The organism is Halorussus caseinilyticus, assembly GCF_029338395.1.
GTDB classification, from domain to species: Archaea; Halobacteriota; Halobacteria; order Halobacteriales; family Haladaptataceae; genus Halorussus; species Halorussus caseinilyticus.
In genome coordinates this window covers 1,064,972-1,087,832 of sequence record NZ_CP119809.1, presented here as the reverse complement: position 1 = coordinate 1,087,832, position 22,861 = coordinate 1,064,972, and the positions used below count along the sequence as shown (strand labels likewise).

Sequence of the window (22,861 nt, the reverse complement as noted above, 5' to 3'; positions counted from 1 at the left end):
ACACCGCCCCGGCCACGCCCGCCGTCCCGAGGCCGGTGGGGTTTTACGGCCGCGGTCCGTCCCGATAGAGGTGAATTCCGACGAAGTTCGAGAGCGGTGGGCCGAGCGGTCGGGGGAGTACTCGCCGAGTTACTACGCGTACTACGGCCCGGACGAGACGAGCGAGATGATTCTGGACCTGCTCGACTCGTTCGTGGGGTCGGACGCGTCCGTCGTGGAACTGGGGTGCAGTTCGGGCCGCCACCTCGCGCACCTCCACGAACACGGTTACCACCGGGTTCACGGCGTCGAAATCAACGACGAAGCCTTCGAGGTGATGGACGACGCGTACCCCGACCTCGCCGCCGCCGGGACGTTCTACAACGACGCCATCGAGACGGTCGCGGCGGAGTTCGAGGACCGCCGGTTCGACGCGGTGTTCTCGGTCGAGACGCTCCAGCACATCCATCCCGACGACGAGGCGGTCTTCGGCGAACTGGCCCGGATTACCGACGACCTGCTCGTCACCGTCGAGAACGAGGACCGTGACGGCGAGCCGGTCTCCGAGAACGAAGACGACACCGAACGCGAGGCGCGCCGCGGCGTCAACTACGTCAACGAGGAGTTCCCGCTCTACTATCGAAACTGGAACCGCATCTTCACCGACCGCGGACTTACCGAGGTCGCACACCGAGCGACCAAGCGCGACACCCTCCGGGCGTTCCGCCGCCCCGACGGTTCCTGACTCCGCTCGCACCGCTCGCGCTCGCGTGGTCGTCCGCGCGTGGCCGCGATTCAGCGCGCGCAGGACTGTGCGCGCTGAATACGGCAGTCGCGGCGATTCTTCGCTCGGCGCGCCGATGCCGAACCTTTAGGCCCGCCCGCTCTTACCTCCCGGTATGACGGTTCGACACGACGGACTTCTCGTAGAGTGGCTCGGCTACGCCGGTCTGCGCCTCGAATCGCCCGACGGCACCGTAGTCTACGTGGACCCCGGCCGGTACGGGACGCTCACGGGCGAGTGGCGGCCCGACTCGCCGAGCGTCGGCCACCCCGAGGCGCGCGACTACCGCCCGGAGGACGGCGACCTCGTGTTGGTCACGCACGACCACCACTACGACTCCGAGGGCATCCGGCGCGTGGCGGGAGACGACGCCGCCGTGGTCGTCTACGAGGCGGTCTACCCGCCGAAAATCGACCGCGACGTGGAAGACGTAGACGACCTGCCCTACGAAGTCGTCCGCGTCGGCGACGCGGACGACCGACTGCTCGGCGACGTTATCGTCCGGTCGATTCCGGGGTACAACGACCCCGACGGTCCCCACACCGATTCGAGCGGCGAACCCTTCCACCCCGAGGGCTTCGGCGTCGGCTACCACCTCACGCTTCCCGGCGAGGGCGGCGACGACGTGACGGTGTTCTGGCCGGGCGACTCGGACGCTCTGCCGGGCCACGCGGAACTCGACGTGTCGCTTTTCTGCCCGCCCATCGGCGGGTCGTTCACCATGGACCGACGCGAGGCGGCCGAACTCGCCGAGGAGATGGACCCCGACCTCGTGCTTCCGATTCACTACAACACCTTCGAGGCCCTCGAAACCGACTCGGGCGCGTTCGCCGCGGACGTGGCCGGGCGCGGCGTTCCGGTCGTGCTGGACGAACGGAGCGACGGGTAATCCTCCGGACCGGACGGTGGCCGGGTCCGGGAGCCATCGTCGGTTGACGCCCGAACTACCCCCGGCTTTTTCTTTCGGCTGGCCGACGAGTACGTATGGACTGGAACGCCCTGATAGCCCCTCTCGCTCGCTACACCCTGCTCGCCGCAGTCGTGACCGTCGGCACGGCGTATCTGGTCTTCCGGTCGGGACTGCCGCTGTTGGTCCTCGCGGGGACCGGAGTCATCTTGGTCGTCCTCGGCGCTGGCGAGGCCGGGGCCGCGCCCGCCTCCGGGTTCGGACAGGCCGAGGAGATGGACATGGCCGGTCTCACGGAGGGCATGGAGATGCTTCCGGGGTCGAGTTCGGACTACTCGCTCCGGGCGAAACTGCTGTTCTACGGTCTCGGTCTCGTCGTCTGGAACGTCGTCGGACTCGCGGTGTTGCTTCGATAGGAAGGCGCGATACCGCCCTCGAACGTCCCTGTCCGCTCGCGGTCGCGCCCGGAGACGACCCGCCCACGAGTCGTCGGCGCTCCGCGCCGACGACGCCAGCACGCACCGACGTGGACGGGAGAGACAGCTACCTCGTTCTGAGAGACGGCTATAGAATGCTAAAGAAAAGTAAAACAAGTCTAAAAGACAGATAAAAGTGTCCGGGTGCGACCGACCGACGCCGCGGTCCCGAGCGGTACGCATATGTCGGTACTGCATCAACTTCGAAGCATGAAGACGGTCCCCGACGACTGGCCCTACGCCGACGAACCCGCGGTCTGCGCGGCCTGCGGGAGCGACGACGACCGGTACGTCACGGTCGATACGCTCGGACTCGTCTGGGGCGCGGCGACCCGCGGCGGACTCGCCCCGACCGAAGTCGGCGACTACGGCGGCACCCTCGAATTTCGGTGCTGTCACGACTGCTGGACCGACGAGGGCGTCGAGGTGTTGGACGACGCTCGGACCCTCGTCGCCCGCGAGGGTCGGGGCGAACCCGGCCGGTCGTTCGCTCTGGACGACGAGAAAGTCGCCGCCGCGGCGAAACTCGACGCCGAGCGAGTCGCGGTCGACGACCTTCGACCGCTGGAGTTCCGGAGCGACCCGGAACGCGAACACGTCCGCTCGCAGGACGAGACGGTAGAGACGATACTCGAAGCGTGGTTCGAGCGGTGAGTCGGGCGCTCGGCCGGACCCCCGCGTCTGGACGGCCGCGAACGCGTCACGACGGGGCGTCTCGCCGACGGACGGTGGACGATGGCTGACGGTCGGTCTCCGACCGGAGACGGACCGGCGCGGAGACGGCCAGTGGCGGACCTCACTCGGCGTCTATCATCACTTCGGTCGCTTTGACGACAGCGTTCACTTCGTCGCCCTCCTCGATGCCGAGGCGTTCGACCGAGTTGCTGGTGATGATTGCGGTCACTTCCTGCCCGCCGTCGGTCGCTACGACGATTTCGGCCATCAATCCCTCCGTATCGAGCGATTCGACGGTTCCCGCGAGTCGGTTGCGCGCGCTGAGTGGCATCGACCGGAGTACGCCGCGCCCCGTAATACGTCCTTTGGCGGGCCGAGACCCGACGGCGCTCGCGGTTCGGTTCCACTACCGATATTCGGAAATCCAACACAATCTACTTGTTGCATCCCGAGAACGTTCGAACGTGAGTTCTCCCACTACTCCGAACTTCTGCTCGCAGTGCGGCGAGTCGCTGTCGTCGGGCGACTCGTTCTGCTCGCAGTGCGGGGCCAGCGTGGGCGAGGAAACGACCGCCTCGACCGAAGCGTTTTCGACCGGTACGACCGGTCCGGCGCGTCACGCCGACCTCCGTCGCCGCGTCGAGGGCTTCGCGGTCGATGGCTGGGACGTGAAACGCGACCACGGCGACCGAGTGGTCATGATAAACCGCGGAATCGGGTCCATCGGGATGCACGCGCTACTGCTCGTGTTCACCAGCGGCGTCGGCAACCTGCTCTACGGGTGGTACAGCTATTCGGTCGGCGCTGAACGGGTCGAACTCCACGCCGACGGCACCGAGCGCCGCCCGTCGAAGGGACACTCGTCCGGGTGGAACTGGCGGTCCGCCGTCGCCGTCGCCGCCGGTCTCACGCTCGGAGTCTCCACGGCGCTCGCCGCGGTGTTGCTCCTGTGGGTTACGTCGTCGCTCGTTCCGACCCTCCTCGCGGTCACGTTCCTGCTCACGACAGTCGCGTCCGTGCTGTTCAGCGCCCAGTTCGTCCCCGGCGTCGAGTCGCCGACCACGTTCGGCCGCCGACGCCGGACCGACGAGGAAGTCGTTACGGAACCCACCACGCCCTGTTCGGCCTGCGCGCGACCGGTCGGGACGGGAGTCAAGCGGACCTTCACCGAGAAGCGCTACGTCGCCGGGATTCCGGTCGAGACGCTCGAAACGGGCGAAAACAGCTACTGCCGAGCGTGCGCGAACGGCGACCCGTTCGTCGGGAACGTCGCCGACGACCGAGAGAAAGAGCGCGAACGCGAGTTCGCCTGACTACAGCACGCCCATCGCGTCCAACCGCTCGGGCAGGTACGTCTCCGTCACGAAATCGAGACCGTGAGACGCAAGCGACTGCTGTTCGGACTTCTTCTCGATGTCTAACTGAATCTCTATCTGCTCTTCCCAGTAGTCGGTCTGGAAGCGCGGGTCCTCCAACTCGCTTTCGAGGGCGTTCACGTCCGAGTCGCTGAGCGGGTCGGTCGGCAGGTCGTACTCCACGATGTCCTCGGGTTGGATGCCGATGAACTGGGCTTCGGGCGTGGCCAGATACTCGCTGAGGTGGGCCGACTTGATGGACCCGTAGGCCACCGACCCGAAGATGCGGTACGACCACGGGTCGCCGTCCGTGAAGACGGTCACGGGCAGGCCGAGTTCGTCGTGGAGGCGCTTGGTGATGCGCCGGGTCGCGCGCGCCGGTTGCCCCTTGAGGTGGACGATGATGGTGTTGTACTCGTCGTCGAAACCGTTCTCGACCAGTCGGTCGCGCATGCCGCCGGTCTCGACGCACAGCACGAAGTCGGCGTCGTTGTCGAGGAACTCGATGGTGTCGGGGTTGTTCGGAATCTGATAGCCCCCTTCGCCCACGTCCTCCTGACAGTGAATGTCGCGCTCGCCTCTCCGGGTCTGTTCGCGGAGGTGGAGCGGACCCATGATGGTCGCGCCCGACTCCTCGGGGCGCATGTGGAAGTCCTCGCGCGTGACCTCCGAGACGATTTCCAAGTCCTCTACCAACTGGTTGGACTCGTCCTGCGAGGAGAACTGGGCTTCCTTTACGTCCCAACTCTCGCTGAGGTAGTAGAGTTCACGCAGGGTCGAAGACCGGTCTTCCTCCAACTGCTCGGAGAGGAAGTCGATAGTGTATATAGCCTTAAGGAGTTTACGGGCGCCCCGGACGCTGTTGGCGCTCCGGGTACTCTCGCGGTCCCCGTACACCCACACGTCCTCTTCCTCGTCGAAGACGATGTTGCTCTTGGTCCGGGTCGGGACCGACATCTCGGGGATTTCGCCCTGCTCGAACTGGTCGTAGAACTGTGCCGCGAGGTCGATGAGTTGCTCTCGGGCTTTGGCTTCGTTGTCTGCGCTCATGTGTTTTTAGTGAGTTTGGGGTCTTCGATTCCTTCGACGCTAACGTCGAACTCTGCCTCTCCATCGACTTCGTACTCCAGCACGACTTCCTCGCCGCTCTCGACTGTCGGGGACCACTTGACGAACCACTCGCCGTCCATGTCCACGACCGTCGCACCGTCCGAGAGGTTCCGGGGTTGTGCGCTCACGATGTCGGTAATCTCTGGGGAAGCGTTCGCGCTGGTGTTGTTCTCCACGACGAGTCTGACGTTGCCGTCCTCGACTTCGCGCTCTACCAGCACGTTGTTCATGATTCGGGCCAGCGCGTCCTCGTAGGCGGGTTCGCCTTTCTCGGTCACGTCGGCCAACTTCTCGGCCATCTTCGGGAGGATGGAGGCGATGACGTTCTGCTTTTTCTTGCGCTTTTGCAGGGACTTGCGCTTGTTGAGGTACGACTTCAACTCGCGGGCGGCTTCCCGAATCGCCAACTCGATTTCGTCCTCGATTTCGGGGACGTTGGCGAGCGCGTCCTTGCTCTCGCTGGTGAACGGGACGTTCGTGGACGCGACGTGAATCATGATGACCGCCGGGCCGGTCGGGATGCCCGACCCGCCGGGTTGACTGAGGTTGTAGTTTCGCCACCCGATGGACTTCACCACGTCGGTCGTCGCGCAGGCCCCGCGCTGGTAGACCAGCGGAACCCGGTTGGCGAACCGCAGAACCTCGGCCTTCCCGTCTTCCTCCAGTTCGCCGCCGTAGGCGATGCCCGCCTCCACGATGAAGGGGTCGCCGCCGTGAACGTCGGCGTCTCGGGTCGAGGCCGCGTAGAAGTCGGCGTCGAACTCCTTGCGGAGTCCGGCCTCCACGAGTTCGTCGGTGATGGGCGACAGGCAGTTGGTCGGCGGCGAGATGATGTCGGTCTCTTTCATCGCCTCCATCAGGTCGCTGGAGGCGTCCCGGTCGTCCACGAACTCCCGGACCTTCGGCACCTCGTCGGGCACCGTGACCATCGTGTTCCAGACCTCCATCACGACGTTCTCTCGGGCCGTCTCGCCGATGGTCGCGTCGTCGTACTCCTCGGTCTGGTCGGCGGCCTTGTCCACGTACCCCCGGAGTTCGTCGTGAGTCGCCCGGTCTCGCTCGCGGCCCTTCTCGAAGCGCTTGGCGAGTCGCTCGGCGAGTCCGTGGACCGTCTCGTCGTCCTTCCGGGTGCTGGTCGCCGCGTCCACGAGTTGGTAGAGGTCGCTCGTCCGGTCGTCGGTGAGTTCGGCCCACGCCGCCTCGACGACGTTCGCTTGGACCGTGTCGCCGAACGTCTCGCTGAACGTCTCGCCGTCGCCGACCTCCTCGGCGGTCTCGGCCACGATTTCGACCAGTTCGCCGTGGGCGACTCGGCTCCGGCCGACGACCGCTTCGGCCACCTCGTCGCCGAACGCCATCTTCGCGTCCTTACTCTTGTTCGAGACTGCGTTTGCGACCGTGCGGGCGAAGTCGGACTTCTCGTGAGTCTGGGGCGGTTGCCACGCCGCCTCCCGGCCGAAGTGGCGGTCGCGGAAGTTGTCGAGGATGGAGTTGGCGGTCTTCTTTCCGACGCGGGTGAACTCCGACTGGACGAACCCCGAGACGCTGTGGGAGTCGGTACTCGCCAGCATCTTCAGGACGGTGCCGAGTTCGACCCCGTGGGGGTGCGGGCGAATCTCCTCGGTTTCGGCCGGGAGCTCGGCACCCTCGGCCCGTTGGAACTGCTGTGGTTCGTCCATGCCCGGTTCGCGGTACTCGATTCTGGCGTGGGGGTTGACGACCGCGGTGTGCTTGATATACCGCTGGAGTTGCTGGCGGGCGCGCATGTTGGCCTCCATCTCCAGTTCGATGCGCGTGCCGCGGGTGTGGTTGACGTGCTTCCCAGCGGGCGGGGAGCCGGACTCGTCTTTGATTTCGGGTTCGTTCTCGTCGGTGTCGATGATGAGTTCGAAGTACTGCTCGCCGCCCTCCTCGGTCTTGCTCGTAATCTTGGCGGGCTTGCCGGAGGTCTGCTGAGAGTAGAGTACGGCCGCCGAGATGCCGATTCCCTGCTGGCCGCGGGACTGCTCGCGGGCGTGGAACCGGGACCCGTAGAGGAGTTTCCCGAACACCTTGGGAAGTTGCTCTTTCGTGATGCCCGGCCCGTTGTCCTCGACGACGAGGGTGTAGTAGTCGCCCGCGTCGTCGATTTCGACGTAGATGTCGGGGAGGATGTCGGCCTCTTCCGTCGCGTCCAGCGCGTTGTCCACCGCCTCCTTTACTGCCGTCACCAGCGCTCGGGCACCGCTGTCGAACCCGAGCATGTGTTTGTTCTTCTCGAAGAACTCGGCGATGGAAATCTGCCGTTGGCTCTCGGCCAACTCTTCGGCAATCCCCTCCTCCTCGCCGAGTGTCGACTGGATAGATGGCATTCTGTGGTACGTCGTAACCGCGTGGATGTTAAAGGCTTCTCGGTGGCAAAGTGGAAGTAAAAACAGTGAATAAATCAGAGAGGGCTATACGAAACTGTCTCGTTCGACTTCGATGACGCCGTGTCTCCGTCCGGAACGACGCGAGGTTTGAAGGCCGAAACCGTCGTCTCCCGAACGAATGGCACTTTTCGCGTTCCTCCGCCGACGGGAGTGGCCGACCGTGTTGGGCTACGCGCTGTTCGTCACCCTGCTGGCGGCCGGGTACTACTACAACGTCACGTTCGTCCAGTTGGGCCTGCTGGACCTCGGGACGCGACTCGTCGGCATGTCGGAGGCGCAGGTATCGGCGTGGATGGCGGCGCTCGCGCTGTTGACGCTGGCCGTCGCCGTCCTGACCGGGATGACGATGGACCGACGAGGGTGGAGCAAGAACCTACTGGTCAAGTTCCGCCTGCTGTTCGGCGTGGTCGCGCTCCAGTTTCTGCTGACGCTGGTCGCGCCCGCCGTCCGGACCGTCCCGGCGTTCGGCGCGTGGATTCTGCTCGGGTCGGTCGCGCTCGGCGTCGGGATTCCGGTGACGTTCGGGATGACCATCGATTTCGTAGCGGTGGCCGACCGGGGGTACGTCGCGGCGGCGATTACGGCGCTGGCGTACTTCGCGGCCAACGTCTACCCGCTGGAGTGGCGCGTCGAGGCGTTCAGCGCCGTGATGGTCGCGGCGATGCTTCCGGGGCTAGTTGCGCTCGGCGTGGTGGCCTCCGGGCGCGTCGGCCCGGCGAATCGCCTCGTCGCGCGACTCGCCGACCAGCACGAGCGACGGGCGTTCGGCGTCGGACGGTTCTGTCGCCCCGCGCGAGTCCCGACCCGGAGTTTCGCGTTCTGGGGACCGGTGGTACTGATGTTCGGCGTGTTCTTCGTGGACAGTCTCGGCTTTCTGCGCATCGTGGAGACGCCGACGTTCGTCCAGAGCGCGTGGCAGTCGCCGGACTTCGGCGACCACCTCTTTCTCGGCGCGGTACACGTCCTCGGCGCGCTCGTGGGGGGCGTCCTCTACACCAACTTCGACCGCAACTGGCTGTTTCTGTGGGTGTTCGGCCTGTTCTCGCTGACCCACCTGTTCTACACGACCGACGTGCGGATGGCGGCGTGGTTGCCGGGTCTCGCTCGCGGAGCGTCGTCGCCACTCAACTCGGCGGTCTACGCGGTGGCGGTGAGCTTCTACACGACGCTCAACTTCGCGCTCTGGCCCGACCTCTCGACGCCCGAGACGGTCGGCACCCACACCGCAATCGGCGTCGGACTCGCGGGGTGGCTGGCGACGTTCCTCAGCACCGCGGTCGCGCTCTACTTCGAGACGGCCGAGGTGACGCTTCTCTCGCACCTCAACGTCGTGAACGCGCTGGCGCTGGCGCTGTTCACGGCGCTGGTGGCGAGTCTCTACCTGCGCCGACTGCTCGCGGCGGCGCGGAGTGGAGGGGGTGGACGCTGATGGCCGACCCGGTGGAGGTCCTGCCGTTGCTCGTGGTCGCGGTGTTGCTGATGACCGCCAGCGGCCAACAGGTCGAGCAGATGGAAGTCGTCTTCGACGGCGACCGGGAGGTAGCGTCCGTCTCGGACGCGCTGGTCGTGGGCGGCGGGACGGTCACGGTACCCGCCGATGAGTCGGTCTCCGGCACCGTCTACGTCGTGGGCGGCGACTTCCGAGTCGCTGGCGAAGTCGATGGCGACGTGACCCAACTCGCGGGGAACGTCTCGGTCGGCGACGGCGGCGCGATTTCGGGCGAACTCCGGACGATTGCGGGAGACGCGGCGGTTGCGGACGGCGCGACGGTCGGCGCGCGCTCTACGGTCGAGTTCGTCCAGCGGGAACGCTCGACCGCCGAGGCGGTCGGTTTTCTGGCGTTGCAGGCGCTCGTCCTCGCGCTTGCGGGCGGTGCGCTCGCGCGCCGTCGCCCGGCGCTCCTCGAAAACGTCGCCGACTCGGTGGTCCACCACTCGGTCGTCAGCGGCGTCGTGGGCGCGTTCACCGGCGCGACGGCCCTCGCGCTGTTCGTGTTTATGGCGTTCACGCTGATTCTGATTCCGGTCAGCTTCTTCGGTCTCGCCGTCGGCCTGTTCACGCTGGCGTACGCCTACGTCGTCTACGGCTATCTGGTCGGCAGGGCGCTCCCCATCGACAGGCCGGACCTCGCGTCGGCCGTCGGGTCCGCAGTTGTCGTCGTCGCGGCGGACCTGCTCGGCCGGGTTCCGCTGGTCGGCACCGCGGTGCAGGGCCTACTGGTCGTGACGGGTCTCGGCGCGGTTCTCGTGACCTACTACGGCTTCCGGGAGTTCGAACCGGCGCTCGCGGACCTCGAAGAGTAGCGAGTGGAAGGATGTATATCTGTTTCCTTTAACAATATTTTTATTTTCTTTAGCACTCTATAGTTATTCTTAGGACACCAGAGGAATGCTAAGACACAACGAACCACCGTCGGCGCGCGCTGGCGTCGTCGGCGCTCCGCGCCGACTGCTCGGGGGACGCGGGGTGTCCCCCGGCGCGAGTTCATCTCGCGCCGACCGTGCGAGGGACGAGGCTTGCGAGACGCTTCGCGTCTCGCTGATTTGCGAACGTCGTTCGCAAACATCGAGCGACCAGCCGGGAGCGAGACGCGCAGGAGGTTGGGGAGGACGAGGCGCGGTGCCGTGCGGTGGCGGTGCGGTCGCGGTATGATTGGCTCAGCCTGTCGCTAGCTCCTTTCGTCTCTTCCCGTCTCTTCTCGACTCCTCCCTATCTCGACGCCGACGACGTAGGACGACGACGTAGGACGACGGCAACGCGACTTCAGGCTTGAGCCAATCATACCGCAACCGCAACCCCACCGCCCTCCACCGCAACCGCAACCCCACCGCCCCGCACCGCCCCGCACCGCCCCGTACCGTAACCGCACCGCACCCACCCCATTTTTCCCCGTCGTCGCCGAACAGACCCGCATGAGCAGACTCGTGAGCGCCGTCCTGAGTTGGGTCAGTTCCTTCGCCGTCGCGTTCCTCGTCGGGTCAGTAGTCCGCGACCGGCGGACGGGTCTCCGGGCGGGTCTCGCGGCCGGAACCGTCGCCGCCGTCGCCAGTTGGGTCGTCTACGGTGTCGTGGAGAGCGTCGAGGGCCAAGTCACCGGCGAGGCCGCGAGCGAGACCGACATCGGCGGCGGGAGCGCTGGCGAAACCGCCGTCGGCGAGTAGCGCGATGGTCTCGCTCCACATGGGGTGGCGACATCTCCTGTTCGCCAACTGGCCGGTCGCGCCCGAAGTCGTCGAACCGCGGATTCCCGACGCGCTGGCGGCCGACACCTACGACGGGCAGGCGTGGCTCTCGGTCGTTCCCTACGTCAACGTGGACGTGCGCCCGGCGTGGGTTCCCTCCGGACTCGGCGTCCGACTGCCGGAACTCAACCTGCGGACGTACGTCCGGCCCGCCGAATCGAGCGTCCCTGTCGGGATGCCCGCCGCCGACCCCGACCGCGCGCCCGGCGTCTACTTCTTCAGCCTCGACGCCGACGGACTCCCGGGCGTCGGACTGGCGAGCGTCCTCGGGGCGCGCCTGCTCCACGGCCTACCGTACTACCTCGCGGACATCGACTGCGCCGCGACCGACGGGACGGTCCGGTTCGAGAGTCGCCGCCGACACCCCGGCGCGCGGGCGGCCCGCTTCCGGGCGACCTACGGCCCGACCGGCCAGCAGTTCCGGGCCGAACGCGGGTCGCTGTCCGAGTTCCTGACCGAGCGCTACCGCTTCTACGCCGAGGACCAGCGGGGAGCGATTCGATACGCCGACATCCGTCACCCGCAGTGGCGACTCTTCGGCGCGAGCGCCGACATCGCCGAGAACACGCTGTTCCGCGCGAACGGGTTCGACCGGCCCGACGGCGACCCTATCTGTTACTACAGTCCGGGACTCGACGTGATGGCGTCCCCGAGTCGCCGACGCTAATCGGGTCGCGACCCGATTAGCGTCGGCGACCGGACCGCGACGGGCCTGACTCGTCTCGTGGCGACGGGCGTAAACCACCTATGGCTCCCGGTCGTAACACGGACGACTCGATGAGCGGGGGACCGAGAGGGGAAGACGAGACCAGCGCCGGAGCGCGAGCGACCGACGAGTCGGCCAGCGACCGAGCGACCGCCCTCGAAATCGACGGCGTGACCGTCGATTTCGAGGGCGTCAGGGCCTTGGCGGACGTGGACCTCCGGGTCGCCGAAGGCGAGTTCGTCACGGTCATCGGTCCCTCGGGATGCGGCAAGACCACCCTGCTCCGGACCGTCGGCGGGTTGCAGGACCCGACCGCTGGCACCGTCCGGGTCGGCGACCGCCCGCCCGAGCGCGCCCGACAGGACGCCGAGTTCGGGTTCGTCTTCCAGCGCCACGCCCTCCTGCCGTGGAAGTCGGCGCTCGACAACGTGGTCTTCCTCCGGGAGATGGCCGGGAAGTCGCCCCACCGCGAGGCGGCCCGCGACCTGCTCGAAACGGTCGGTCTGTCGGGGTTCGCGGACACCCGGCCCGCCGAACTCTCGGGCGGGATGCGCCAGCGAGTCGCCATCGCGCGGGCGCTCCACCTCGGCGCGAGCGTCCTCCTGATGGACGAACCCTTCGGCGAACTCGACGAACTCACCCGCGAGCGGATGGGCGTCGAGGTCCGGCGCGTCTGGCGCGACCAGCGAAAGACGGTCCTGTTCGTCACTCACAGCGTCCCCGAGGCCGTCTTCCTCGCCGACAGGTGCGTCGTGATGAGCGACCACCCCGGCGAAATCGCGGGCGTCTTCGACGTGGACCTGCCCCGTCCGCGCGACGAGTCGGTGTACGGCACGGCGGCGTTTCAGCAACAGGTCGCGCGCGTCCGGACCGCGCTCCACGAGGGAGACGACCGACGATGAGGAGGCCCGACCGACCGTGACCGCCGACCGAATCCCGGCCACCCGACTCTCGCTTCCCGCGGGCGCGCTGGCCGTCGGCGTCCTCGCGTGGTGGGCGGTGGTCGCCCTCCTCGGGATTCCGGCCTATCTGCTCCCGACGCCCGCCGCCGTCGCCGCCCGACTCGCCGACCGGCCGGGTCTCTACCTCCGGAACGCGGCGACGACGCTCCGGACGATTCTCGCCGGGGGACTCGCTGGCGTCCTCACCGGGTTCGGCGCGGCGGCAGTGGTCGTCCACTCGACGTTCCTCCGGCGGGCGCTCGCGCCCTACCTCGTCACCGCGCGCGTCCTGCCGAAAATCGCCGTCGCGCCGCTCCTGCTGGTCTACCTCGGTACGGGCGCGGGCACCGCGCTGGCGTTCGTCTCGCTCGTGGCCTTCTTCCCGACGTTCGTGAGTTCGACCGCGGGACTCCGCGAGACGCCCGACGAGTACCTCGACCTGTTGCGGTCGGTCGAAGCGGGTCCGGTCCGGACCTTCCTGTTCGTCCGGGTTCCGTCCGCGCTCCCCTCGGTTTTCGCGGGCCTGAAGCAGTCGGCGGCGCTCGCGGTGGTCGGCGCGGTGGTCGCCGAGTGGGTGCTGACCGACGAGGGACTGGGCTATCTGGTCCTCGTCGGCGCGGAGAACGTCCAGACCGACGCGGTGCTGGCGGCCGTCGCGGTCCTGTTCGCGGAGGGACTGGCGGTGTACGGCGCAGTCGCGGCCGTGGAGAATCGGGTGTCGTGGTAGCTCTCGACGCGAAATTTAAATACGATGGTATTTCGTCCAGAGTGGTTTTCCGTCGCCGCGCCGTACTCCCTTCCATGGAAGGGCTACGGTGGGTACAACTGACCGAGCAAGAACGCGACGAGTTCCTCGGAACCGGCGGCACCGGCACCCTCTCGTTCGCGACCGACGAGACCGAACCGCCGTTCTCGTTGCCGGTGTCGTACGGCTACGACGCCGACGCGGGGAGCTTCTACTTCAGACTCGCGTTCCCGGAGAACAGCGGCAAGCGAAGCGTCGTGGACCACCCCGTCACCTTCGTCACGCACGACCGGACCGACCGCGGGTGGCGGAGCGTGGTCGCCACGGGCGAACTCGAAGACGTGACCGACAGGGACTACGATTCGGCCGCGGTACAGGGGATGTGGGCCGTGGACATCCCGAAAGTGGACGTGTTCGAGGACCCGCCCGAGGAGGTGTCGTTCCGGCAGTTCCGACTCGTGCCCGAGCGACTGACCGGCCGGAAGGAAGTCGAGTCCGGCGGCTGAGAGACAGAAAGCTCGGCCATCTAAATTATTCTAGAGAGTGTCTGTACAGGTCGTTTGTAGCCGTACGCTGATAGAATGAGTCGGGTGTAGCAGGAATTTAGCGACCGAGAATTCTTATGGGCCTTCTTCTCCAAAACTTTAATAGTATTTCAACACAACAGTTCACATGCAGTACACGAAATCAGCATACCCTGCTTGATTGGTGTCAGGAGGGTATACTGATAGGCGGTTGCAAGGACCAGAAGACTAGCCCTCACATTTGGGTAGCTGCAGGTATTGCTACCTCGCTAGAGGTGTTTAGTCTTTCTGGTATGGGTTCCCCAACCATGAAAGACAAACAACGAGATATGAATCGTGGCCGAATAGTGTCGAAGGCTGTGGAGATAATCAAAGCAGTCATTGAGAGAAGAAACTGAGATAGAATCAACAGCGTAGTACGAAACGAATATTTCACTTGCCTCGTGAAGTGATACTGACCCAAGTGCGTCTTTGATTCCAGATGAAGCAAGGTGCGGTTGAAGTGGGCCGTCTTCCCCGAGAGATGCTTGGGTCTCGTTCCAGATGAACCTCAGTTGGATTCCCTTTTTTGTGAACTCTACCCCCAATCGACCCGTCGCTCGACGAGCGCGGGCACCAGATAGAACCCGACGCCCACCACCGCCAGCACGCCGAGGGCGGCCACCATCCGGGCGGTCTGAAGTCGCGTCGAGGCCCGGAACACCCGGTAGCCGATACCGGCCTTCAGCGTCAGGAACTCCGCGACGACCGCGCCGACGACGCCCGCGGCGGCGGCGATTTTCAGGCCAGCGAACGCCTGCGGTGCCGCCGCGGGGAGTCGCACCCGGAGGTACCGGGCCGGGGCCGACGCGCCGACCGACCGCGCGAGGGCGACGTACTCGTCGGGAGTCGCGGCCAACCCCTGAGCGGTCGCTATCGTCACCGGGAAGACGGCCAGCGTCGCCGCGAGCAGAGCGCGGGCGGGCACGCCGTCGCCGAACCACCGGAAGAGAAGCGGCGCGACGGCGATTACCGGGACGACTCGGAGCGCGACGACGTAGGGTCGGACCGCGGCGCGGGTCGTCTCCGAGGCCGACATCGCCACCGCCAGCGCCGCGCCGACGAGCGAACCCGCCGCGACGCCGAGACCCGCCGTGAGCGCCGTGACTCCCGCGGCCCCCGCGAGCGCGGGCCAGTTGGCGGCGAGCGCCGCGGCCACGTCCGCCGGACTCGGGAAGATGACTGCCGGAACCGAGGTGGTCCGAGCGGCCGCCGACCACGCGAGGACACCGAGAACAGCCACGAGAAGCGGCGGTCCGGCCCGCGCGACGAGCGCAGACGCGCGGCGCTCGGCCGAGCGCCGCGCGTCCGCGTCCGGACGTGACGCACCCGCCTCCGCATTCGGGAGCGACGCACGCTCGCCCGCACCTGAGCGCGGCCCGCCCGCGCCCGACGCGGGCGGGCCGGACTCCGGCGGACCGGAATTCGTCATCAGTTTCGACCGCCGGAAGTGGTCCCGGTTGTGGTTTCCTCGGCGGTCGTTCCCCCGGAAGTCGTCGCTTCGGGCGGCGAGACCTGCGCGGCGTACTCCCCGACGTATCGGTAGTCCGCGTCGAGGTACTCGTTAGTCCACACCGACGCGGGGTCGGTCTCGCCGCCGAGCAAGTCTGCCTCGCGGAGGGCCTGATACGTCGTCTCCCACGGACGCGGGTTGCTCCACCCCCATCCGTGCCGACGAACCGCCTGCGAGAGGACGTACTGGCTGGCCATCTCGACCCACTTGGCGCGCTGGGTGCCTGCGGTCTCCGAGAGGGCCGGGTTCGCCTCGACGAGTAGTCGGATGGCCTTCTCGGGGTTGTCGGTCGCCCACGCCGCGCCGCGGGCGGTCGCGTTCAGGAACCCCCGGACGTTCTCGGGGTTCCGGTCGGCGAAGTCCGCGTTCGCGCCGACGACGTGACCGTAGGAGGGAATCGTCTCGGCGACCGGAATCGAAGAGACGCCGCCTGCCTTCCGGCGGGCGACCACCGCGTCGGCGAACACCCCGCCCGCGGCGTCGATTTCGCCGCCGAGCAACTGCTGAACCGTGTCGAACCCCGTGTCCACGAGGGTCACGTCCGAGAGGACGCCCTTCTCCTCCAGCAGGAGTTTCGTGAGAATCTTGACCATGCCGGGACCCGTGCCGACCGTCTTGCCCGCGAGTTGGTCCGCGCCGGTGAGTCGCCCGCCGAAGGTCCCGTCGGTGGTGAACACCACGACCGGACTCCGTTGCATCACGACCCCGACCGACCGCGGCGAGAGACCGCGGGTGTTGACGTTGAGCATCTGGTCGGCGCTCGTGACTGCGAACTCGGTGTTGCCGAGTCCGACCTGCTTGGCCGCGAAGTCCGACCCCTGCCCGGACTCGATTCGGGCGAGGGTCAGGCCCTGTTCGTCGTAGTAGCCCCGCGCTCTCGCGGCGTAGTACGGGACGTGAAGTCCGTTCGGTTTCCAGTTCAACAGCAGGCCGACGCCGCCGGACTGGGCCGCGGTCCCCGCGACTCCGCCGGACAGTCCGACCGCGCTCGCACCCGCCGCTCGAAGAAATCGGCGTCGTGTCTCCCCCATCGTTTTTCCACCGGACGCACGGGCGTCACCGGCATAGGCGTTCGGGTGAGTTCGCAGGAATTAGTCTCCGAACCCGCCGGGGACCACCTTCGACCGACGGTCACCGAACGTACACTTCGAATCGGGGCATACAAGCCTTCTCGCTCGTCTTCCGAGCGAAATTTCCGATTTTGGCCCGAACGCATTTACCGAGTGTCGTGGAACTGCCACGAGCATGATACCGCTACAGCAGTTCGACTGGCCGACCTCCATCGGGGAACTGTTGGCCCAGTACGGCGACCTGCTCTGGAACGTGGCCGCGTTCGTCGTCGCCTTCGCGGTGGTCTACTTCGTCGGCAAGTATCTGTTGGTGAAACTCGTCGGGCGGTCGCTGTCGGCCCGCGGGTTCGACCGAACGGTCGTCCAGTTGGCGACGACCACCGCGGGTGCGCTGGCGTTCTTCGTCGCCGTCGCCGTCGCGTTCACCGTCGCGGGGTTCGGAAGCTTTCTGGCGGCGTTCGCCACGCTCAGCGGTGCCTTGGCGCTGGCGCTCGGGTTCGCGGCCCAAGACATCGTGGCGAACTTCGTCGCCGGGGTGTTCATCCTGAAGGACAAACCGTTCGAGGTGGACGACTGGATAGAGTGGAACGACATGACGGGCGTGGTCCGGGAGATAGACCTCCGAGTGACGAAAGTCGAGACGTTCAGCAACGAGGTCATCACGGTTCCGAACTCCGAACTCGCCAACAACGCGGTCAAGAACGCGATGGCCAACGACCGCCTCCGCCTCCAGTTCGTCTTCGGCATCGGCTACGACGACGACATAGACGAGGCGGCCGACATCATCCGCGAGAACGCTCGGTCAATCCCAGAAGTGCTGGACGACCCCGAACCTTCGGTCCGGACTGCCGAACTCGCCGACTCCTACGTCGGACTCGAATCCCGAATCTGGATAGCCGACCCCGGCCGCGGGAAGTTCAAGGAAGTCCTCTCGGACCACGTACAGGGCGTCAAAGAGCGCTTCGACGCCGAAGGCGTCGATATGCCCTACCCCTACCGGGAACTGACCGGCGGCATCTCCATCGAGGAGGTCGGAAACCTCGACCAAGTGAGCGTGACCGGGGACTAACGGTCACGGTTTCGCCCGTTCTACCGGACGCCTGACACTGATTTCGTGCGCGCGCGTGCGAGGGATTTATCAGGAAGGACCTGCTACCCTGAATCAGGTTTTATGAGTCAGGAAAGTGAATACGGGGCCGGGCAGATTCAGGTTCTCGAAGGCCTACAGGCGGTTCGAAAACGCCCGGCGATGTATATCGGTTCTACCGACGCACGCGGGTTACATCACCTCGTGTTCGAGGTCGTTGACAATTCTATCGACGAGGCGCTGGCCGGTTACTGTGACGAGATTGATGTAAACGTCCACGACGACGGGTCCGTCGCCATCACCGACGACGGCCGGGGCATCCCCGTGGACACTCACGAGGAGTACGACAAACCCGCCGTCGAGGTCATTCTGACCGTCCTCCACGCTGGCGGCAAGTTCGACAACAAGTCCTATCAGGTCTCCGGCGGTCTCCACGGCGTTGGCGTCTCGGTGGTCAACGCCCTCTCCGAACGCCTCGAAGTCGAGGTCAAGCGCGACGGCGCGCTCTGGCACCAAGAGTTCGAACGCGGCGAACCCGCCTCCTCGTTGGAGCAGGTCCGGAAACTCGGCCCCGACGAGGAGACGGGCACCGAGATTCGGTTCTGGCCCGACGGCGACATCTTCGAGACGACCGATTTCACCTACTCGACGCTGGAGAGTCGCCTGCGGGAACTCGCCTTCCTCAACTCCGGGGTCGCCATCTCGCTGGCCGACCTGCGCGAGGAGGACGGTCAGTCCGACACCTTCGAGTACGAGGGCGGCATCCGGGAGTTCGTCGAGTACCTCAACGAGACGAAGACGCCGCTCCATCAGGAGGTCATCTACTTCGAGGACGAGGACCAGAACATCCAAGTCGAGGTGGCGATGCAGGCCACCGACGAACTGCAGGGGTCGATTCACGCCTTCGCCAACAACATCAACACCCGCGAGGGCGGGACCCACCTCACCGGGTTCAAGACGGCCCTGACGCGGTTCGTCAACGACTACGCCAACGCCAACAACCTCTTGGGCGACTTGGACGAAAATCTCAAGGGCGAGGACGTGCGCGAGGGCCTGACGGCCGTCATCTCGGTGAAGCACCCCGACCCGCAGTTCGAAGGCCAGACAAAGACCAAACTCGGCAACAGCGAGGTCCGAGGTATCGTGGAGTCGGCGGTCCACGACGGACTGGCGACCTACTTCGAGGAGAACCCGACGACCGCCGAGGCCATCGTCTCGAAGGCGGTCGAGGCGGCGAAAGCCCGGAAAGCCGCCCAGAAGGCCGAGGAACTCACCCGGCGGAAGAACGCGTTGGCCTCGACTGCGCTCCCCGGCAAGTTGGCCGACTGCCAGTCGCGCGACCCCAGCGACTCCGAGTTGTTCGTGGTCGAGGGCGACTCAGCTGGCGGAAGTGCAAAACAGGGCCGAAACCGCGAGAATCAGGCCATCCTCCCCATCAAGGGGAAGATTCTCAACGTCGAGAAACACCGCCTCGACCGGATTCTGGAGAACGACGAGATTCGGTCGCTCATCACCGCTATCGGCACCGGCATCGGCGAGGAGTTCGACATCGAGGAGGCGCGCTACCAGAAGATTATCGTCATGACCGACGCGGACGTGGACGGCGCGCACATCCGGACGCTACTGCTCACGCTACTCTACCGCCACATGAAGCCGCTCATCGAGGCGGGCTACGTCTACGCCGCTCAGCCACCGCTCTACCGGGTTCGCTACCGTGGCGAGACCTACGACGCCATGACCGAAGAGGAGCGCGAGCGAATCGTCGAAGAGGAGTGCGACGGCAACCCCACGCAGGTCCAGCGGTTCAAGGGTCTCGGCGAGATGAACCCGAACCAGCTCTGGGAGACCACGATGGACCCCGAGAACCGGATTCTGAAGCGCATCACCGTCGAGGACGCCGCGGCCGCGGACAAGATGTTCTCGGTCCTGATGGGCGATGCGGTCGAACCCCGCAAGGAGTTCATCAAGGAACACGCGACAGAAGCCGAGTGGGTCGACATCTAACCGTCGGCAGTCGAAACTACCACCGACACAACATATGAGTTCAGACGTACCCGAACCTACCAACGTGGACGCTGCACGTATCGAAACCGCTCGCATCGAAGACGAGATGGAGCAGAGCTACATCGACTACGCGATGTCCGTCATCGCGGGTCGAGCCTTACCCGACGTTCGAGACGGACTCAAGCCCGTCCACCGGCGCATCCTCTACGCGATGCACGAGGAGGGGGTCACCAGCGGGTCGGGCCACCGGAAGTCCTCGTCCATCGTCGGCGAGACGATGGGTAACTTCCATCCCCACGGCGACAAGGCAATCTACGACTCGCTGGTCCGGATGGCACAGGACTTCTCGATGCGCTACCCCCTCGTGGACGGACAGGGCAACTTCGGGTCGGTAGACGGCGACCCGCCCGCCGCGATGCGGTACACCGAGGCCCGGATGGCCCCCATCGCCGAGGAGTTGCTGGCCGACATCGACATGGACACGGTGGACTTCTCGGCCAACTACGACGACCGGTTGCAGGAACCCGACGTGCTTCCCGCGGCGTTCCCGAACCTGCTGGTCAACGGGTCGTCGGGCATCGCGGTCGGCATGTCCACCAACATCCCGCCGCACAACCTCGGCGAGATTATCGACGCGACGGTCGAACTCATCGACAACCCCGACGCGACCGTAGAAGACCTGATGGACCACGTGAAGGGACCGGACTTCCCGACCGGCGCGAACATCGTCGGTCACAACGCGGTCCACGCCGCGTACAAGACCGGCCGTGGGCGAATCCGGGTTCGGGCCGAGTACGAAGTCGAAGAGCGCGAGACGGGGAGCGACCGCATCGTCATCACGGAACTCCCCTACCAGACCAACAAGGCCCGGATGGTCGAGAAAATCGCCGACGCGGTAAACGACGGGTCCATCGAGGGCATCCGGGACCTACGCGACGAGTCCGACCGCGACGGCATCCGCATCGTGGTCGAGTTGAAGCAGAACGCGATGGTCGAAGTCGTCAAGAACCAACTGCTCGAAAGCTTCCTCGAAAAGACGTTCGGCGTCATCAACCTTGCGCTGGTGGACGGCCAACCGAAGGTCCTCTCGCTCAAAGAGACCCTGCGACACTACGTAGACCACCGCAAAGAGGTCGTCCGGCGGCGGAGTCGGTACGAACTCGAAGCGGCCGAGGACCGCGCACACATCCTCGAAGGCCGTCTCACGGCGCTCGAAAACGCCGACGACGTGGTGGACATCATCCGGGATGCCGAGGACCGCGACGACGCGAAGGCCGACTTGCAGGCGGCCTACGACTTCTCGGGCGACCAAGTGGACCACATCGTCCGGATGCAGTTGGGGAGTCTCACCTCGATGGAGGCCGCCGAAATCGAAGACGAGTACGAGGAGGTCGAGGCCCGCATCGAGCGCCTCAACGAGATTTTGGGCGACGAGTCCGAACTGCTCGCGGTCATCAAAGAGGAACTGCTGGAGATAAAAGACGAGTACGACGACGAGCGCCGGACCTCGTTCATCGAGGACACCGACGAAGTGACCCGCGAGGACCTCATCGCCGAGGAGGACGTGGTGGTCGTCGTCACCGAACAGGACTACGTGAAGCGGATGCCCGTCTCCCGGTTCGACGCCCAGAACCGCGGGGGGAAGGGCATCATCGGCGGCGACATCAAGGAGGGCGACCGGGTGTCGAAGGTGTTCAGGGCCAACACCCACGACTACCTGCTCTGTTTCACGAATCAGGGACAGGTCTATCGCCTGAAGACCTACGAGATACCCGAGATGTCCCGGACCGCCCGCGGCAAGTCGGCGGTCAACCTGCTGGAGTTGGACGACGGCGAGGAGATTACCGCCGTGGTCAACACCGACGACTTCGAGGACGGGGAGTGTCTGAGCATGGTCACGCGCGACGGCTACGTCAAGCGGACCGCCGCCTCGGAGTTCGACAACATCCTCTCGACCGGCATCATCGCCGCGAAACTGGAGGACGGCGACGAACTCGTGGACGTGAAAGTCACCGACGGGACGACGGACTTGCTGGTCGCCACGCGGGGCGGACGCGCGATTCGCTTCGACGAGAGCGAGGCCCGCGAGATGGGTCGCAACGCCCGCGGCGTCCGCGGCGTCGAGTTGCGCGGCGACGAGGTTGCGGGGATGGTGGCCGCCGAACCGGGCACCGACCGCGACCTGCTGACGGTCACGCGCAACGGTTACGGCAAGCGCACGCCCCTCTCGGAGTACCGCAAGCAGTCGCGTAACGGCTACGGTCTGGTGGACATCAAGACCGGCGACCGGAACGGCCCGGTCACGTCGGTCAAGGCCGTCGGTCGGGACGACGACCTCGTTATCATGAGCGAGGGCGGCCAAATCATGCGCATCCGGGCGGCCGACATCTCCGAAGTCGGCCGGAACACGATGGGCGTGAAGGTGATGGAAGTCGAGGAAGAAGACAGCGTGGCGAGCGTGGACGTGATTCCGGACGCGAGCGAGGTTCCGGACGAGAGCAACGAGTAGGGTTACTCTCCGTCCGCTATTTCTGCGACTTCGTGCAGGTCTCGGACTTCGTAGTCGGGTTCGACCGACAGCGACACGTCCGCGCAGTGGTCCCGGCGGACGAACGCCGAGTCGAGACCAGCGCGGTGGGCCGCCACCACGTCGCTCTCGCTGTCGCCGACGTAGAGAGCGTCGTCGGCCCCGAGGTCCGCCATCGCGCGTTCGAGGAAGTGGGGGTCGGGCTTCTTCTTTTCGAGGCTCTCGACGCCCATCTCCCGGCCGTAGTAGGTGTCGAACCAGTCGGTGAACCCGCAGAAGTCAACGACGAACTCGATGGTCGCGTGCTGGTTGGAACTCACGACCCCGAAGTCGTGGGCGAGGTCCGCGACGGCCGCAACGTCGTCGTAGCGACTCCGGTCGCCGTCGCGGAACTCCGCGAGTTGGGCCTCGGAAGCGTGGCGGTCCCGCGCGGACCAGAACTCGTCGGGGTCCACGCCGTAGACGCCGCACACCTCCCGGAGCGATTCGGGCGTGACGCCGCGCAGGACCTCCGCGAGGTGGTCGTCGTCGGGCGACTCGACGCCCACCTCGCGGAACGCTCGTTCCGCGGCCCCGCGGAGGGCGTCGTCGGACGGCGGTTCGACCAACACGCCGTCGTTGTCGAACAGAATCGCGTCGTAGTCGGTCACGGGTCGTGGTGGCTCACGGAGCGGTCTTGGGCGTGTCGGTTCGGGCGGCGCTCCGGGGTCCGCGGCGAGAGGGTCGGCGCTCGCGCGCGAGCGCCGACCCGCGAAGGAATCGTAG

The 22,861-nt window shown here is 66.1% G+C and carries 20 protein-coding genes and 1 pseudogene; 15 read left to right on the top strand and 6 right to left on the bottom strand.

The window, feature by feature from the left end; genetic code table 11:
* Positions 1 to 70: 70 nt before the first annotated feature.
* The 4 genes from P2T60_RS05565 (at position 71) to P2T60_RS05550 (ending at position 2,800) form a co-directional block, all read left to right on the top strand.
* Positions 71 to 724 (top strand): class I SAM-dependent methyltransferase, encoded by a 654-nt coding sequence (locus P2T60_RS05565; protein WP_276281562.1) that lies wholly within the window; start codon positions 71 to 73, stop codon positions 722 to 724.
* A gap of 154 nt (positions 725 to 878) precedes the next feature.
* Positions 879 to 1,652 carry an MBL fold metallo-hydrolase gene (locus P2T60_RS05560; protein ID WP_276281561.1) on the top strand — a complete coding sequence of 258 codons (774 nt, stop codon included), beginning with the start codon at positions 879 to 881 and terminating at the stop codon, positions 1,650 to 1,652.
* A gap of 95 nt (positions 1,653 to 1,747) precedes the next feature.
* Positions 1,748 to 2,086 carry a DUF8070 family membrane protein gene (locus tag P2T60_RS05555; protein WP_276281560.1) on the top strand — a complete coding sequence of 113 codons (339 nt, stop codon included), beginning with the start codon at positions 1,748 to 1,750 and terminating at the stop codon, positions 2,084 to 2,086.
* Positions 2,087 to 2,356: 270 nt separating this feature from the next.
* Entirely contained in the window at positions 2,357 to 2,800 is a 444-nt protein-coding gene (locus P2T60_RS05550) for a hypothetical protein (RefSeq protein ID WP_276281559.1), read from the top strand.
* Between the two features lie 142 nt (positions 2,801 to 2,942).
* On the opposite strand, the pseudogene P2T60_RS05545 reads toward P2T60_RS05550, so the two are convergent.
* Positions 2,943 to 3,185, bottom strand: a pseudogene (locus P2T60_RS05545) (TOBE domain-containing protein); the annotation flags it as partial.
* A 100-nt stretch (positions 3,186 to 3,285) separates the two neighbouring features.
* On the opposite strand from P2T60_RS05545, the gene P2T60_RS05540 reads away from it, so the two are divergent.
* Entirely contained in the window at positions 3,286 to 4,134 is an 849-nt protein-coding gene (locus P2T60_RS05540) for a zinc ribbon domain-containing protein (protein ID WP_276281557.1), read from the top strand.
* Here the strand turns inward: P2T60_RS05540 and P2T60_RS05535 are convergent, their stop codons facing one another.
* Positions 4,135 to 5,226, bottom strand: a complete 1,092-nt coding sequence (locus P2T60_RS05535) for a DNA topoisomerase IV subunit A (RefSeq protein WP_276281556.1) — start codon at positions 5,224 to 5,226, stop codon at positions 4,135 to 4,137. It abuts the gene before it with no gap.
* Positions 5,223 to 7,637, bottom strand: a complete 2,415-nt coding sequence (locus P2T60_RS05530; RefSeq protein WP_276281555.1) for a DNA topoisomerase VI subunit B — start codon at positions 7,635 to 7,637, stop codon at positions 5,223 to 5,225. Before P2T60_RS05530 ends, P2T60_RS05535 begins: the two co-directional genes overlap by 4 nt.
* 178 nt (positions 7,638 to 7,815) lie before the next feature.
* On the opposite strand from P2T60_RS05530, the gene P2T60_RS05525 reads away from it, so the two are divergent.
* From P2T60_RS05525 to P2T60_RS05495, 7 genes are all read left to right on the top strand, one after another.
* A complete protein-coding gene (locus P2T60_RS05525) occupies positions 7,816 to 9,126 on the top strand; it encodes an MFS transporter (RefSeq protein WP_276281554.1) in 1,311 nt (436 codons plus the stop codon).
* The gene (locus P2T60_RS05520) at positions 9,126 to 10,001 is read left to right on the top strand and encodes a bactofilin family protein (protein WP_276281553.1); all 876 of its coding nucleotides are present in this window, start codon (positions 9,126 to 9,128) and stop codon (positions 9,999 to 10,001) included. The genes P2T60_RS05525 and P2T60_RS05520 overlap by 1 nt, the downstream gene beginning before the upstream one ends.
* A gap of 609 nt (positions 10,002 to 10,610) precedes the next feature.
* Positions 10,611 to 10,859, top strand: coding sequence for a hypothetical protein (locus P2T60_RS05515; RefSeq protein WP_276281552.1), 249 nt, complete (start codon positions 10,611 to 10,613; stop codon positions 10,857 to 10,859).
* A 4-nt stretch (positions 10,860 to 10,863) separates the two neighbouring features.
* On the top strand, positions 10,864 to 11,607 hold the full coding sequence (locus P2T60_RS05510; protein ID WP_276281551.1) for a YqjF family protein: 744 nt from the start codon (positions 10,864 to 10,866) through the stop codon (positions 11,605 to 11,607).
* Positions 11,608 to 11,717: 110 nt separating this feature from the next.
* Positions 11,718 to 12,548: an ABC transporter ATP-binding protein gene (locus P2T60_RS05505; RefSeq protein ID WP_276281550.1), complete on the top strand. Its 831-nt coding sequence runs from the start codon at positions 11,718 to 11,720 to the stop codon at positions 12,546 to 12,548.
* Positions 12,549 to 12,564: 16 nt separating this feature from the next.
* The gene (locus tag P2T60_RS05500; RefSeq protein ID WP_276281549.1) at positions 12,565 to 13,314 is read left to right on the top strand and encodes an ABC transporter permease; all 750 of its coding nucleotides are present in this window, start codon (positions 12,565 to 12,567) and stop codon (positions 13,312 to 13,314) included.
* Between the two features lie 74 nt (positions 13,315 to 13,388).
* The gene (locus tag P2T60_RS05495) at positions 13,389 to 13,838 is read left to right on the top strand and encodes a pyridoxamine 5'-phosphate oxidase family protein (RefSeq protein WP_276281548.1); all 450 of its coding nucleotides are present in this window, start codon (positions 13,389 to 13,391) and stop codon (positions 13,836 to 13,838) included.
* A gap of 595 nt (positions 13,839 to 14,433) precedes the next feature.
* Here P2T60_RS05495 and P2T60_RS05490 read toward each other — a convergent pair.
* Both P2T60_RS05490 and P2T60_RS05485 read right to left on the bottom strand, forming a co-directional pair.
* Complete coding sequence (locus tag P2T60_RS05490; RefSeq protein WP_276281547.1) at positions 14,434 to 15,327, bottom strand: ABC transporter permease; 894 nt, start codon at positions 15,325 to 15,327, stop codon at positions 14,434 to 14,436.
* Positions 15,327 to 16,439, bottom strand: a complete 1,113-nt coding sequence (locus P2T60_RS05485; RefSeq protein WP_276281546.1) for an ABC transporter substrate-binding protein — start codon at positions 16,437 to 16,439, stop codon at positions 15,327 to 15,329. Before P2T60_RS05485 ends, P2T60_RS05490 begins: the two co-directional genes overlap by 1 nt.
* Positions 16,440 to 16,653: 214 nt before the next feature.
* Between P2T60_RS05485 and P2T60_RS05480 the strand changes: the two genes are divergently transcribed.
* The 3 genes from P2T60_RS05480 to gyrA all read left to right on the top strand — a co-directional run bounded on the left by P2T60_RS05480 (position 16,654) and on the right by gyrA (position 22,078).
* On the top strand, positions 16,654 to 17,547 hold the full coding sequence (locus P2T60_RS05480; RefSeq protein ID WP_276281545.1) for a mechanosensitive ion channel family protein: 894 nt from the start codon (positions 16,654 to 16,656) through the stop codon (positions 17,545 to 17,547).
* Positions 17,548 to 17,649: 102 nt separating this feature from the next.
* Positions 17,650 to 19,569, top strand: a complete 1,920-nt coding sequence (gene gyrB / locus P2T60_RS05475) for a DNA topoisomerase (ATP-hydrolyzing) subunit B (protein WP_276281544.1) — start codon at positions 17,650 to 17,652, stop codon at positions 19,567 to 19,569.
* 34 nt (positions 19,570 to 19,603) lie between these two features.
* Positions 19,604 to 22,078 (top strand): DNA gyrase subunit A, encoded by a 2,475-nt coding sequence (gene gyrA / locus P2T60_RS05470; RefSeq protein ID WP_276281543.1) that lies wholly within the window; start codon positions 19,604 to 19,606, stop codon positions 22,076 to 22,078.
* Positions 22,079 to 22,080: 2 nt separating this feature from the next.
* On the opposite strand, the gene P2T60_RS05465 is transcribed toward gyrA, so the two are convergent.
* Positions 22,081 to 22,746 (bottom strand): HAD family hydrolase, encoded by a 666-nt coding sequence (locus tag P2T60_RS05465; RefSeq protein ID WP_276281542.1) that lies wholly within the window; start codon positions 22,744 to 22,746, stop codon positions 22,081 to 22,083.
* Between the last annotated feature and the right edge of the window lie 115 nt (positions 22,747 to 22,861).

Coding starts and splice junctions, on each gene's coding strand:
- gyrB (WP_276281544.1), top strand. CDS start 17,650: ATGAGTCAGGAAAGTGAATACGGGGCCGGGCAGATTCAGGTTCTCGAA.
- P2T60_RS05480 (WP_276281545.1), top strand. CDS start 16,654: ATGATACCGCTACAGCAGTTCGACTGGCCGACCTCCATCGGGGAACTG.
- P2T60_RS05495 (WP_276281548.1), top strand. CDS start 13,389: ATGGAAGGGCTACGGTGGGTACAACTGACCGAGCAAGAACGCGACGAG.
- P2T60_RS05560 (WP_276281561.1), top strand. CDS start 879: ATGACGGTTCGACACGACGGACTTCTCGTAGAGTGGCTCGGCTACGCC.
- P2T60_RS05535 (WP_276281556.1), bottom strand. CDS start 5,226: ATGAGCGCAGACAACGAAGCCAAAGCCCGAGAGCAACTCATCGACCTC.
- P2T60_RS05485 (WP_276281546.1), bottom strand. CDS start 16,439: ATGGGGGAGACACGACGCCGATTTCTTCGAGCGGCGGGTGCGAGCGCG.
- gyrA (WP_276281543.1), top strand. CDS start 19,604: ATGAGTTCAGACGTACCCGAACCTACCAACGTGGACGCTGCACGTATC.
- P2T60_RS05525 (WP_276281554.1), top strand. CDS start 7,816: ATGGCACTTTTCGCGTTCCTCCGCCGACGGGAGTGGCCGACCGTGTTG.
- P2T60_RS05520 (WP_276281553.1), top strand. CDS start 9,126: ATGGCCGACCCGGTGGAGGTCCTGCCGTTGCTCGTGGTCGCGGTGTTG.
- P2T60_RS05510 (WP_276281551.1), top strand. CDS start 10,864: ATGGTCTCGCTCCACATGGGGTGGCGACATCTCCTGTTCGCCAACTGG.
- P2T60_RS05505 (WP_276281550.1), top strand. CDS start 11,718: ATGAGCGGGGGACCGAGAGGGGAAGACGAGACCAGCGCCGGAGCGCGA.
- P2T60_RS05515 (WP_276281552.1), top strand. CDS start 10,611: ATGAGCAGACTCGTGAGCGCCGTCCTGAGTTGGGTCAGTTCCTTCGCC.
- P2T60_RS05530 (WP_276281555.1), bottom strand. CDS start 7,637: ATGCCATCTATCCAGTCGACACTCGGCGAGGAGGAGGGGATTGCCGAA.
- P2T60_RS05555 (WP_276281560.1), top strand. CDS start 1,748: ATGGACTGGAACGCCCTGATAGCCCCTCTCGCTCGCTACACCCTGCTC.
- P2T60_RS05550 (WP_276281559.1), top strand. CDS start 2,357: ATGAAGACGGTCCCCGACGACTGGCCCTACGCCGACGAACCCGCGGTC.
- P2T60_RS05490 (WP_276281547.1), bottom strand. CDS start 15,327: ATGACGAATTCCGGTCCGCCGGAGTCCGGCCCGCCCGCGTCGGGCGCG.